The sequence below is a fragment of the Enterobacter sp. E14S genome (assembly GCF_055666685.1).
In genome coordinates, this window is sequence record NZ_JBVODQ010000001.1 from 44361 (window position 1) to 56801 (window position 12441).

Here is a 12441-nt window from a genome sequence, read left to right on the forward strand (position 1 = left end):
CTGAGGTTCCTTATGTTATCTGATAATACTCTGGCATAAGGAACCTTTCATGGAACACCTCCCGGTTAAAACGACGCTGCGTATTGCGCTGGTTGGCGATTACAATCCCAGTGTTATTGCGCATCAGGCGATCCCGCTGGCCATTGACGACGCCGCCGCAGTCCTTGACCTCACCGCCGATTACGACTGGCTTGCCACCACGGAGCTGACAAGCCCTGAAGATCTGGTGGGCTACGACGCCATCTGGCTGGTGCCTGCCAGCCCCTATAAAAACACCGAGGCGGCCTTTATCGCCGCGCGCTATGCGCGTGAAAACGGCGTACCGTTCCTGGGCACCTGCGGCGGATTCCAGCACGCGCTGATTGAGTATGCTCGCAATGTGTTGGGCTGGGCCGATGCGGCACATGCCGAGACGGATACCGAAGGCACCATGGTGATTGCGCCGCTGACCTGCTCGCTGGTGGAAAAAACCGATGCGATTGAGCTGCGCAAAAATACGCTGATCGCGAAAGCGTACGGCAAGCCGGAAATAGAAGAGGGTTATCACTGTAACTATGGCGTGTCGCCGGCGTTTTCCCAGGCGCTGGAAAGCGGTGATATGCATGTTACGGGCTGGGACGAACAGGGGGAAATTCGCGCCGCAGAACTGGTTACGCACCCGTTCTTCGTGATCACCTTATTCCAGCATGAGCGTGCAGCGCTGGAAGGTCGCCCGGTCGTGCTGGTGCAGGCGATGCTGCGCGCGGCTCGCGGGTAGGAAAAGGCAGACCCGATGGTCTGCCACAGTCTTTAACGGGGCGCGATCTCGCGATCTCGCCCGGCAAGCACGCCGCAGAGCGCCATTATCACGGCGGCCAGGGCGCAGCCCAGAAGCGGGATTTGCCAGTCTCCCGCGCTATCGTGAATTTTCCCCATCAGCGGAGGGCCGCAGGCGGCGAGCAGATAGCCAATCGACTGCGCCATGCCGGACAGCGCTGCAGCCTGGTGCGCGGAGCTGGCGCGCAGACCGATGAACGTCAGGCCGAGGATCATCGTTGCTCCGGAGCCAAAGCCAAACACCAGCGTCCACATCACCGCCATGTCAGGCATAAACCATAGCCCTGCCGCGCTTACCGCGCACATCAGCGCCACCGAGCCGGCGATCCCCCGCTGATCTTTCAGACGGTGGAGGATCAGCGGAACGGCAAGCCCCGGCACGGCCGTGGCCAGCTGCAACAGTCCGTGCACCGAGCCGGCCTGCGCTTCGCTGTAGCCGTGGCTGAGCAATATCGCCGGCAGCCAGCCGATGATGACGTAGTAAATCAGCGAGTTAATCCCCAAAAAGAGCGTGACCTGCCAGGCGAGGGCCGAGCGCCAGATGGCGCGGTTATGCAGCGCGCCAGCGCCCGTTACCGTCGCAATATGTTTCTGGCGCCACTGCGGCAGCCAGAGCAGCAGCGCGACCAGCGGAAACGCCATTAGCATCAGCAGCGCGCCATGCCAGCCTGCGCTACCCTGCGCCAGGGGAACAATCATCGCTGAGCCAAACGCCGCCGAGACCCCCATCGTCAGGGAATAGGCCCCGGTGAGTCGGGCTACCTGGCCCGGGAAGTCACGCTTAATTAATCCGGGTAACAGCACGTTCCCGAGCGCAATCCCGCAGCCGATGACCGCGGTTCCGATGAAAAGCAGCGCGGCGGAAGGCAGCGAGCGAAGTGCAATTCCGGCGCAAATCAGCAGCAGGGCGACAAACAGGCTGCGCTCCATGCCAATACGCCGGGCAACGCCTGCGGCGAGCGGTGAGACAAGGGCGAAAGCCAGCAGGGGTAGGGTGGTCAGCAGACCGGTTTGCGCCGTGCTTAAGCCATAATCAAGACGAATAGTGTCGAGCAGCGGGGCTGCGCCGGTAAAGGTGACGCGAAGCGTAGTGGCAATCATCAGGATGCCTGCAATCAACAGCGCGCCGTGTTTTCCTGAGGTGCGAATAGCAGTAGTCATTATGTTCTCATACGTTCAAGCGAGCGCACACAATACCGATTTTCCCGGCGGTTTAAATCAGGCTAAAATGACAGTTTATCGCTAAAATCGGACAAACTGATGATTGGTCTGGGACTGGACGGCTATGATCCCGATAGCCAGCACGATGCTGCCGTCGCATTTCGCATCCGCGTGGTGGCGGAGGAACAGTATATTCCCCGGCATCATCACCGTAAGGGGCAGCTGATTCTGGCCCTCGGCGGCGCGATCACCTGCGAAGTGGAAAATGCCATGCTGATGGTTCCGCCTCAGTACGCCGTCTGGATCCCCGGCCAGATGCCGCACAGCAACAGGGCCACCCCGGGCGCGCAGCTCTGCTTTTTGTTCATTGAACCGGGGGCGGCAAGCTTGCCCGACCGCTGCTGCACCCTGAAAATCTCCCCTCTGGTGCGGGAGCTGATTTTATCCCTGGCGGAAAAAACGCGTGAACAGCTCCCTCTTGCTGCCACGTTGCGCCTGGTGGACGTTCTGTTTGACGAGCTGCCGCTCCAGCGTCAGGAGCATCTGCAGCTGCCCGTCTCGCCCCATCCTAAAATTCGGCTGATGAGCGAGAAAATGGCGGAAGAGCCCGCCGCCTGGCAGACGCTGACGCAGTGGGCGAGCCACTTTGCCATGAGCGAACGCAACCTGGCGCGGCTGGTGGTGAAAGAGACCGGTTTAAGCTTTCGCCGCTGGCGTCACCAGCTGCAGCTGATCGTGGCGTTACAGCATTTGATCGGTGGGAAATCGGTACAGCAGGTGGCACAGACACTCGGCTATGACTCTACCACCGCGTTTATCACCATGTTCAGAAAGGGACTGGGCCAGACGCCGGCGCGTTATATGGCCAGCCTGACTACGACTTCCCAATAAACAGAGAGACAAGGCCTGCCGCAATCAGCGGCCCCACCGGAACGCCGCGAAAGAGCGCCACGCCCAGCACGGTGCCCACCAGCAGGCCCGCCACCAGCGAGGGTTGGCTGCTCATCAGCGTAACGCCGCGCCCGCCCAGCCACGAGACAAAAATCCCCACCGCGATTGCCACAAGCGATTTCCAGTTTACAAACGAGTGCAGCAGGGTTGAAGCGGGAAGCGTGCCGCTGGCGATGGGCGCCATTACCCCGATGGTTAAAATGATGATCCCGATGGTGAGGCCTTGTTTTTCTATCCACGGGAAAAAGCTATTTAACGGGGTCACGCGAACAATAATCAGCACCAGAATCGAGATGGCGACGGTGGTGTTATGGCTGACAAAGCCGAGCGCGGCGAGTGCCAGAAGAATGAGCAGAGTAGGGTCAAACATAGGGAATCCTTGCCAAAATAATCAACTTGCTTACTGTAAGCGCAAACGCGGCGGAGGACAGTTTTAAAAAGATTATATTGCTGTCATAACCTTGTCATTTACGCGGATTAAAACGAAGGCAGATATCGCAAAAGGGGTCGCCATCATGAACGATCACATGTTTGTTGAAACGCTGATTATCTCCTCATCGTTTTTCGCTATTGCCATTATTCTCGTCGCCTCCGTGCTGTTTCTGGAAAGAAAAGGCTGACAGGTCGTCAGCCATCACGGTTACGCTTTGTGGAAGGTTACCAGCTCAGGGCGGGCGATGCGCAGGTAATCCTGGGTATCCATAATCACGGATTTCTCCAGTAAACCGGCGTTAAAGGCGATTTCGTCAAAACGCTCGAACAGCAGCGGGTCGGCAACCAGCGCCAAATCAGGATGGAAGCTAAAGGGCGGGATAGCGCCGAAAACGCAGGCGGTCAGGGTACCGACCTCAGCCGGGCTGGCGAGGGAGGCCTTCAGCCCGCCAAAATGGCTGGCAAGCTGGCTCAGGTCGGCCTGCAGATCGGCGGCGAGGATCGCCAGAACGTGTTTTTTTACGCCGTTTCCCTTCACCTTGCAGACCAGGGCCTTTGCGCCTTGTCGCAGATCGGTCCCGCGAATTTCACTTACCGCTTCGCATTTCCCGACCGCCTCGTGCTCCATGACGCGAAACCGCGCGCCCTGCTCGGTGAGTAAGGTGATCAGCTGCTGGTGGGTTTCTGCCCCAATAACGTCGTCAGTCATAACGATTTCCCGGTGATAATCCATTTTGCAGGGTTCTACATTAGCACGGGATGAACGGGGTCGAAAGAAAACAGCCAGCGCGTTCGCTGGCTGTTGGATTATGCGTTGCTGGTAGCAGATTGTTTATGGAACAGCTCCCTGAACACCGGATAAATATCATCCTGGTCACGGATATGCTGCATGGCAAAATTATCGAACATTGCTTGCAGATGTTCATACTCCCGCCACAGGGTCTGGTGCGCGCGACGGGTAATTTCGATATAGCTGTAGTAACGCACCACCGGCAGAATTTTCTTCGCCAGAATCTCGTGACACAGCGGTGAGTCGTCGGCCCAGTTGTCGCCGTCGGACGCCTGCGCGGCATAAATGTTCCACTGCGCCGGGTCGTAACGCTCTTTGACCACTTCATCCATCAGCTTCAGAGCGCTTGATACGATGGTCCCGCCGGTCTCCTGCGAGTAGAAAAACTCATGTTCATCTACTTCTTTCGCCTGAGTATGGTGACGAATATAAACCACCTCCACGTTCTTATAGGTTCTGCTCAGGAACAGGTAGAGCAGAATATAAAAACGCTTCGCCATATCCTTCGTGGCCTGGTCCATCGAGCCGGACACGTCCATCAGACAGAACATTACCGCCTGGCTGGAGGGCTCAGGGCGTTTTTCGTAATTCTTGTAGCGCAGGTCGAAGGTGTCGATAAACGGTACCCGTTCGATCTTCGCTCTTAGTTCCGCAATCTCTTTACGCAGGCGCTCCTCTTCCAGCAGTTGCGCTGGTTCCGTATTTTCCACGACCTTCAGGCTGCTCTCCAGCTCGCGCAGTTCGCGCCGTTTGCCCGCCGTCATGGCCGTTCGTCGCGCCAGCGAATTCTGCAACGAACGCACGACGCTGATATTGGCGGGCACGCCGTTGGCGGTATAGCCCGCGCGATGGGTTTTGTATTCATTAAGCTGACGATGCTGATTCTTTTTCAGATTCGGCAGCGCCAGGTCTTCAAACAGCAGGTCGAGATATTCGTCTTTCGAAATCTGGAAGACAAATTCGTCCTGACCTTCACCGTCCTGGCTGGCCTGTCCCTGACCGCTTCCTGAACCACCGCCGCCGCCCTGAGGACGCTCAATTCTGTCGTTCTGAACGAAGTGGTCATTACCTGGGTGTACGCGATGGCGCAGGCCGCCTCGCCCCTGATGAAACATCGGTTCGCTGATGTCATCGGTGGGGATGGAGACAGACTCGCCGCTGTCGACGTCGGTCACCGAGCGTTTGTTGATGGCCTCGGAGATAGACTGTTTAATTTGCGCTTTATAACGACGCAAGAAGCGCTGGCGGTTCACCGTGCTCTTGTTTTTGCCGTTAAGACGCCGGTCAATAAACCAGGTCATATACCCCCCGTACTGCATTTGCCAACTTGCATTTTGTAGGCCCGGTCAGCGCTAACCGCCACCGGGCACTTGTTTTTAAGACGATTTACGCACGCGCAGATACCATTCGCAGAGCAGGCGGACCTGCTTGCGGGTGTAGCCTTTTTCCATCATACGGTCGACAAAATCATCGTGCTTTTTCTGCTCATCGGTTGAGGTTTTGGCGTTAAACGAGATCACCGGCAGCAGCTCTTCGGTATTGGAGAACATTTTCTTCTCAATGACCGTGCGCAGCTTCTCGTAGCTGGTCCAGTTCGGATTGCGCCCGTTGTTATGCGCTCTGGCGCGCAGGACGAAGTTCACAATCTCGTTACGGAAGTCTTTCGGGTTGCTGATCCCGGCAGGCTTCTCGATTTTTTCCAGCTCCGCGTTCAGGGATTCACGGTCAAACAGCTGGCCGGTATCCGGGTCGCGGTACTCCTGATCCTGGATCCAGAAGTCAGCATAGGTGACGTAACGGTCGAAAATGTTCTGCCCGTATTCTGAATAGGATTCCAGGTAGGCCGTCTGGATCTCTTTGCCAATGAACTCGGCGTATTTCGGGATCAGGTAACCTTTGAGGAACTCAAGGTAGCGTTCAGCCTGCTCCTGCGGGAACTGCTCGCGTTCGATTTGCTGCTCCAGCACGTAGAACAGATGAACCGGGTTGGCCGCCACTTCCGCATGGTCGAAGTTAAAGACGCGGGAGAGGATCTTAAACGCGAAACGCGTGGACAGACCGTTCATCCCCTCATCGACCCCGGCATAGTCGCGGTATTCCTGATACGACTTCGCTTTCGGGTCGGTATCTTTCAGGCTTTCACCGTCATAGACGCGCATTTTCGAATAGATGCTGGAGTTTTCCGGCTCTTTCAGACGTGAAAGGATGGAGAAGCGCGACAGCGTTTCCAGCGTTCCCGGTGCGCAAGGAGCGTGCACCAGCTCGCTGTGGTTAAGCAGTTTCTCGTAAATTTTGATCTCTTCGGAGATCCGCAGGCAATAAGGCACCTTGACGATGTACACGCGGTCAAGGAAGGCCTCATTGTTTTTGTTATTACGGAAGGTCACCCATTCAGATTCGTTCGAGTGGGCGAGAATAATCCCGTTAAACGGCAGGGCGGAGATACCTTCCGTCCCGTTGTAGTTGCCTTCCTGGGTAGCCGTCAGCAGAGGATGCAGCACTTTAATCGGTGCTTTAAACATCTCGACGAATTCCATAATCCCCTGGTTCGCACGGCACAGCGCGCCTGAGTAACCGTAGGCATCCGGATCGTTTTGCGCGAAGTTTTCCAGCTTACGGATATCGACTTTACCTACCAGCGCCGAGATATCCTGGTTGTTCTCATCACCGGGTTCCGTTTTGGCGATAGCGATCTGTTCAAGGATAGATGGCCAGACCTTCACCACGCGGAATTTGGTGATGTCGCCACCAAACTCGTGCAGGCGTTTTGCCGCCCACGGCGACATGATGGTGCCGAGGTAGCGACGCGGGATGCCATACTCTTTATCCAGAATCTGCGCGTCTTCCTGCGGATTGAACAGGCACAGCGGATGGTCGTTCACCGGGCTGCGTTCACCGTTGGCGCTCAGCACATAAATAGGAACGCGCTGCATCAGCGACTTCAGGCGTTCAGCCAGCGAGGATTTACCGCCACCCACCGGGCCGAGTAAATAGAGGATCTGTTTCTTCTCTTCCAGACCCTGAGCGGCATGCTTCAGATAGGAGACAATCTGTTCGATGGCATCTTCCATACCATAGAACTCTTCAAACGCCGGGTATCGGGCGACCACCCGATTCGAAAAGAGACGGGAAAGCCGAGGCTCCAGGGCAGTGTCAACCATGTTTGGCTCACCAATAGCCATCAATAGCCGTTCTGCCGCATTGGCATAGGCACTGCGATCTTGCCGACAGATGGTAAGAAACTCCTGCAGTGTGAACTCTTCGTCCTTGGCAGCTTCATAGCGCTGGCGATAGTGATCGAATATATTCATGGCATGCCGTCCTTTCGTTTTTTAGCACAGGATAAGAGCCGTTCGTATGAGTAGTGGAGGCTCCCGGAAGAGAATCTCTCGCACCTCACTGCCAGAGCAGCAACCTGTGTGCCAGGTCAGACGCTAAGAACCGCAGGGTGTTCAGGAAAACTCTTCTTAAATTAAAGCGTAGATGGCATTTGCAAAACTTGCATGCCCAGAAAATCTACTTTCAATGACATATCAATAACTCATCCAAAAATTTCCACTGTCGTTATAAGACAAATGCACGTTTTTCATTCAGTGGTCATATAAATGAAAGCGTGTTGTCATCTGAAAAGTTAAAAATAACGGGTTAATCAGACTGATTAGCAGGCAAAAAATTTTGGGATGTACGGGAATGGCGGTTACACTTCATCCGCTGATTATTTGACTACAGGAAAGAATGGATTGTGACCAAACTCAAACTTCTGGCATTAGGCATCCTTGCCGCGACCGCAGTGAACACCGCGCAGGCGGAAAGTCAGTGGACGGTTGGCGCGGGTGTTGGCGTCATTAACAGCCCGTATAAACAGTATGACCGTGATGTTTATCCTGTTCCCGTTATCACCTATGAAGGCGACAACGTCTGGTTCCGCGGGCTCGGCGGCGGCTACTATCTCTGGAACGATAAGGCCGATAAGCTCTCCATCATGGCCTACTACGATCCAACGCACTTCAAGCCGGGTGACAGCGACAGCCATGCGCTTCGCCAGCTCGACAAGCGTAAAAGCACCATGATGGCCGGGCTCTCGTATGTACATAACACCGAGTATGGCTTCCTGCGTACGGCCCTGGCGGGTGACACGCTGGATAACAGCAACGGCTTTATCTGGGATCTGGCATGGTTGTACCGCTACACCAACGGCGGGCTCACCCTGACGCCGGGTATCGGTGTGCAGTACAACAGCGAGAACTACAACGACTACTATTACGGCGTCTCTAAAAACGAGTCCCGCCGCAGTGGTCTGAAAAGCTACAGTGCAGATGACGGCTGGGATCCTTACCTGGAGCTGACCGCGAGCTACAACTTCCTTGGCGACTGGAGCGTGTACGGTACTGGCCGCTATGAGCGTCTGAGCGACGAAGTGAAGGATAGCCCGATGGTCGATAAGTCCTGGGCAGGCATCTTCTCTGTGGGTGTGAGCTACAAGTTCTGATTGCGCACTAATATAGTGCAATTGATGCATTAAAACGGGGCGTTTGCGCCCCATTTGCTTTAGCGTGGTGCAGAGAATTTATCGCTTAACAATGCGAATCGTCTGCCCTAAACGAGACGGTTTTTCTTCACTCGCTTTCTGCGGGTTAGTCACGCGAGCCGTTTCCACGCAGACAAACGTTTTATACCCATCATCCGTCATGTCGGCCATGCTGACGGACAGCGCAGGACCCGGGTTCCAGCCCACCACGTCGCTGTGATGATGATGCACCACTTCAATGCCGCGGTTAAGGGCACCGTCGTGGATCACGCTGCACGCTTCCGGGTGCAGGTAAACGCGATCGGTACGGTCAGGGAATGCCTGAACGCCGTCGCTCAGTTTGCCTTCTTTCGCGTTATCGACTTTGTCGATATAGGTATCGCCCAGGCCGCTCACCTTCACTGCGCTGATATCACCCACGTTGAAATAGGTGTGCAGGGCAGAGGTGGTTTCGAACTCGCCGTGAGCTTCCAGTTCGATTTCACAGGTTTTACCCAGCTTGAAGCGGGCATACAGGGTGAAATCGTGCGGCCAGAGAGCGCGGGTTTCATCATTAGCCTGCAGCTCAAAGGTCAGCACTGCGCCGTTGTCATCTTCGTTATGCGCTTTCAGCGTCCACTGCTGGTTGCGGGCAAAACCGTGAGACGGCAAACCCGGCTGTGCGGACGGGCCGAACCACGGCCAGCAGATCGGTACGCCACCGCGAATAGCCGCCCCTTTTTTGAAGGAGGTCGCATCGCTCAGCCACAAACCTTCGGCTTCACCTTCCGGTTTCCAGGAGAGCAGGTGCGCGCCGTTCAGCGCCACGGACGCTTTAACGCGTGGATGGTCAACGACGATAACGTCGGCACCGTCAATCTGACGGCGGGAGAGCACAGGGGTAAGTTGTTCGACTACCGGAAGTGCAAAAATTTTATTAGTCATTAAGCAATCCTCTGTCTAAAAACAATAAAAAAGGCGACCGAAGTCGCCTTTTTGGATCAAACACTCATCTCAACTTATTTGGAGATGTGAGCGATCAGGTCCAGTACTTTGTTAGAGTAGCCAGTTTCGTTGTCGTACCAGGAAACCAGTTTCACGAAGTTGTCGTTCAGTGCGATACCTGCTTTAGCATCGAATACTGAAGTGCAGATTTCGCCGTTGAAATCGGTAGATACAACGTCGTCTTCGGTGTAGCCCAGAACGCCTTTCATTGCGCCTTCGGAAGCAGCTTTGATCGCTTTCTTAATTTCTTCATAAGAAGCAGCTTTTTCCAGACGAACGGTCAGGTCAACAACGGATACGTTAGGAGTTGGAACGCGGAACGCCATACCAGTCAGTTTGCCATTCAGTTCTGGCAGTACTTTACCTACAGCTTTAGCAGCACCGGTAGAGGATGGGATGATGTTCTGAGCCGCGCCACGGCCGCCGCGCCAGTCTTTGTGAGACGGGCCATCAACGGTTTTCTGAGTAGCGGTAGTCGCGTGAACGGTAGTCATCAGACCTTCGATGATGCCGAAGTTGTCGTTGATAACTTTAGCCAGCGGTGCCAGGCAGTTGGTGGTGCAGGATGCGTTAGACACGATATCCTGGCCAGCGTAAGTTTCGAAGTTTGCACCACGAACGAACATTGGGGTGTTGTCTTTGGAAGGACCAGTCAGAACAACTTTCTTCGCACCAGCGGTGATGTGTTTACGCGCAGTTTCGTCGGTCAGGAAGATACCGGTTGCTTCAGCAACAACGTCAACACCGATTTCGTTCCATTTCAGGTTAGCTGGGTCTTTTTCAGCAGTAACGCGGATGGTTTTGCCATTAACAACCAGGTGGCCGTCTTTCACTTCAACGGTGCCGTCGAAACGACCGTGAGTTGAGTCGTACTTCAGCATGTACGCCATGTATTCAGCGTCCAGGAGATCGTTGATACCAACGATTTCGATGTCAGAACGTTTCTGAGCAGCACGGAAAACAATACGGCCGATACGGCCAAAACCGTTGATACCTACTTTGATAGTCATATATTCCACCAGCTATTTGTTAGTGAATAAAAGGTTGCCTGTAAAATTACAAAAACCTTACGCAGCGTCAAGCGGAATCGTGTCAATCATTGCGACAAATCAATCCTGTGACTAACGTTTGTGCGACTGACTCGCCTCACTTTCCCTTTGAGCTTGCACCCATATGGGGGCTGAGCCGGGATTTTAAAGTCCTCTCAGGATAAAAATGTGAACATGATCACAATTGCCTGACCGCTTATTCGCGACACATAAGTTTAGATCAAAAGTGCACGCAAGGGTGTTAATGTTTTGTTAGAATCCGGGTTAAAGATGTCTGTTTCTACAGCGAGATGTAAGCATATGTCGAACCAACGTAACCCTGACGATTTGAAAAAAAACCTCACAGAAATGCAGTTTTACGTGACGCAGAATCACGGAACGGAACCGCCGTTCACCGGGCGTTTACTGCACAACAAGCGAGACGGCGTCTACCACTGCCTGGTCTGTGATGCGCCTCTGTTCAATTCACAAACGAAATTTGATTCTGGCTGCGGCTGGCCGAGTTTCTACGAGCCGGTGAGCGATGAGGCCATTCGCTACCTGACCGACTCGTCGCACGGCATGGTGCGTACGGAAATTCGCTGCGGCAACTGCGACGCGCACCTTGGGCACGTCTTCCCGGATGGCCCACAGCCTACGGGCGAGCGTTTCTGCGTAAATTCGGCCTCAATGAGCTTCACCGATGATGAAAACGGTGACCAGATTAAGGGTTGAAAAAACGATTCAGCAAATTATTCCTTTGAAAGGGCGCGAGAGTGAATATTGATGACATGATTAGCGGCATGACGCCGGAGATTTATCAGCGTCTGGTGACCGCCGTAGAACTGGGAAAATGGCCCGACGGCGTTGCGCTGACGCCGGAGCAAAAAGAGAACAGTCTTCAGCTGGTGATGCTGTGGCAGGCGCGCAATAACACCGACGCGCAGCACATGACGATCGACACCCAGGGCCAGATGGTGATGAAGAGCAAGCGCGAGCTGAAAGAAGACTTCGGCATCACGCCGAAGCCGATTGCGACGATGAAAATGCAATAACGGTGCGGGTTGATACCCTCTCCCACAGGGAGAGGGCGTAAAAGACTACGCCTGCGTTTCCAGCCAGTCTTCGAGCGTATACAGCGTCGCGCCTTCCGCAGCCATATCCATAAACGCCTGAGCGCTGTCGTGCGGGTGAATGTTCACCCCGCGGCAGCCGTCGGTGATGACGCTGACGGTATAACCTAACTGGAGCGCGTCCAGCACGGTAAACTTCACGCAGTAATCCGTCGCCAGGCCCAGCACGATCAGCTCCGTGATTTCGTGATGACGTAACCACGCGTCCAGCGCCGTTTTCTGGCGATGCCCGTTATCAAAAAACGCGCTATAGCTGTCGATAGCCGGGTTTTCACCTTTATGGAACACCGCGTCGACGGCTTTCTGATTCAGGAGCGGATGTAGCTCCGCGCCTTCCGTCTGCTGTACGCAGTGATCCGGCCAGAAGGTTTGCGCCAGCCCGTCGAGTTCCCCCTGAGTGAAAGGCTCGACGTCGTGCTGGCTGGCAAAGCTGCCGTGGTTCGCCGGGTGCCAGTCCTGGCTTGCGACAACCGCTTCGCCGCGGGCTTTGCACCAGTCAATCAGCGTGTTTGCCACGTCAACGGTGCTGTCACCTTCGGCGACTGCCAGCGCACCGCCCGCGCAGAAATCATTTTGCAAATCGACCAGTAGCAGGGCGCGTTGCTTCATGAGCACTCC

14 protein-coding genes are annotated in these 12441 nt (G+C 55.0%); 6 read left to right on the plus strand and 8 right to left on the minus strand.

What is annotated here, in order from left to right; translation table 11 throughout:
* The first annotated feature begins 49 nt into the window (after positions 1 to 49).
* The gene (locus ACZ6J2_RS00215; RefSeq protein WP_048975694.1) at positions 50 to 757 is read left to right on the plus strand and encodes a CTP synthase C-terminal region-related (seleno)protein; all 708 of its coding nucleotides are present in this window, start codon (positions 50 to 52) and stop codon (positions 755 to 757) included.
* Between the two features lie 32 nt (positions 758 to 789).
* Here ACZ6J2_RS00215 and ACZ6J2_RS00220 read toward each other — a convergent pair whose 3' ends face one another.
* On the minus strand, positions 790 to 1977 hold the full coding sequence (locus ACZ6J2_RS00220) for a CynX/NimT family MFS transporter (protein ID WP_471724450.1): 1188 nt from the start codon (positions 1975 to 1977) through the stop codon (positions 790 to 792).
* 99 nt (positions 1978 to 2076) lie between these two features.
* Between ACZ6J2_RS00220 and ACZ6J2_RS00225 the strand changes: the two genes are divergently transcribed.
* Positions 2077 to 2868: an AraC family transcriptional regulator gene (locus tag ACZ6J2_RS00225; RefSeq protein ID WP_471724452.1), complete on the plus strand. Its 792-nt coding sequence runs from the start codon at positions 2077 to 2079 to the stop codon at positions 2866 to 2868.
* Here the strand turns inward: ACZ6J2_RS00225 and ACZ6J2_RS00230 are convergent.
* Positions 2852 to 3298: a DUF441 domain-containing protein gene (locus tag ACZ6J2_RS00230; RefSeq protein ID WP_023311252.1), complete on the minus strand. Its 447-nt coding sequence runs from the start codon at positions 3296 to 3298 to the stop codon at positions 2852 to 2854. The two genes, ACZ6J2_RS00225 and ACZ6J2_RS00230, sit on opposite strands and share 17 nt — an antisense overlap.
* 145 nt (positions 3299 to 3443) lie before the next feature.
* Between ACZ6J2_RS00230 and yoaI the strand changes: the two genes are divergently transcribed.
* Positions 3444 to 3548 carry a small membrane protein YoaI gene (gene yoaI, locus ACZ6J2_RS00235; RefSeq protein ID WP_087822389.1) on the plus strand — a complete coding sequence of 35 codons (105 nt, stop codon included), beginning with the start codon at positions 3444 to 3446 and terminating at the stop codon, positions 3546 to 3548.
* A 20-nt stretch (positions 3549 to 3568) separates the two neighbouring features.
* Here the strand turns inward: yoaI and ACZ6J2_RS00240 are convergent, their stop codons facing one another.
* The 3 genes from ACZ6J2_RS00240 to yeaG all read right to left on the minus strand — a co-directional run bounded on the left by ACZ6J2_RS00240 (position 3569) and on the right by yeaG (position 7461).
* On the minus strand, positions 3569 to 4069 hold the full coding sequence (locus tag ACZ6J2_RS00240) for a YbaK/prolyl-tRNA synthetase associated domain-containing protein (RefSeq protein WP_471724453.1): 501 nt from the start codon (positions 4067 to 4069) through the stop codon (positions 3569 to 3571).
* A 98-nt stretch (positions 4070 to 4167) separates the two neighbouring features.
* Positions 4168 to 5451, minus strand: coding sequence for a YeaH/YhbH family protein (locus ACZ6J2_RS00245; protein ID WP_032651499.1), 1284 nt, complete (start codon positions 5449 to 5451; stop codon positions 4168 to 4170).
* Between the two features lie 75 nt (positions 5452 to 5526).
* Entirely contained in the window at positions 5527 to 7461 is a 1935-nt protein-coding gene (gene yeaG / locus ACZ6J2_RS00250) for a protein kinase YeaG (protein WP_008500713.1), read from the minus strand.
* Positions 7462 to 7892: 431 nt separating this feature from the next.
* Between yeaG and ACZ6J2_RS00255 the strand changes: the two genes are divergently transcribed.
* A complete protein-coding gene (locus tag ACZ6J2_RS00255; RefSeq protein WP_032657936.1) occupies positions 7893 to 8639 on the plus strand; it encodes a MipA/OmpV family protein in 747 nt (248 codons plus the stop codon).
* 78 nt (positions 8640 to 8717) lie between these two features.
* On the opposite strand, the gene ACZ6J2_RS00260 is transcribed toward ACZ6J2_RS00255, so the two are convergent.
* Both ACZ6J2_RS00260 and gapA read right to left on the minus strand, forming a co-directional pair.
* Positions 8718 to 9602: a D-hexose-6-phosphate mutarotase gene (locus ACZ6J2_RS00260; protein WP_471724454.1), complete on the minus strand. Its 885-nt coding sequence runs from the start codon at positions 9600 to 9602 to the stop codon at positions 8718 to 8720.
* A gap of 74 nt (positions 9603 to 9676) precedes the next feature.
* Positions 9677 to 10672: a glyceraldehyde-3-phosphate dehydrogenase gene (gene gapA, locus ACZ6J2_RS00265; RefSeq protein WP_023311257.1), complete on the minus strand. Its 996-nt coding sequence runs from the start codon at positions 10670 to 10672 to the stop codon at positions 9677 to 9679.
* 339 nt (positions 10673 to 11011) lie between these two features.
* Between gapA and msrB the strand changes: the two genes are divergently transcribed.
* Both msrB and ACZ6J2_RS00275 read left to right on the plus strand, forming a co-directional pair.
* Complete coding sequence (gene msrB / locus ACZ6J2_RS00270) at positions 11012 to 11425, plus strand: peptide-methionine (R)-S-oxide reductase MsrB (RefSeq protein WP_008500710.1); 414 nt, start codon at positions 11012 to 11014, stop codon at positions 11423 to 11425.
* A gap of 56 nt (positions 11426 to 11481) precedes the next feature.
* On the plus strand, positions 11482 to 11745 hold the full coding sequence (locus ACZ6J2_RS00275) for a YeaC family protein (protein WP_196239757.1): 264 nt from the start codon (positions 11482 to 11484) through the stop codon (positions 11743 to 11745).
* Positions 11746 to 11790: 45 nt separating this feature from the next.
* On the opposite strand, the gene pncA is transcribed toward ACZ6J2_RS00275, so the two are convergent.
* Entirely contained in the window at positions 11791 to 12432 is a 642-nt protein-coding gene (pncA, locus tag ACZ6J2_RS00280; protein ID WP_471724455.1) for a bifunctional nicotinamidase/pyrazinamidase, read from the minus strand.
* Between the last annotated feature and the right edge of the window lie 9 nt (positions 12433 to 12441).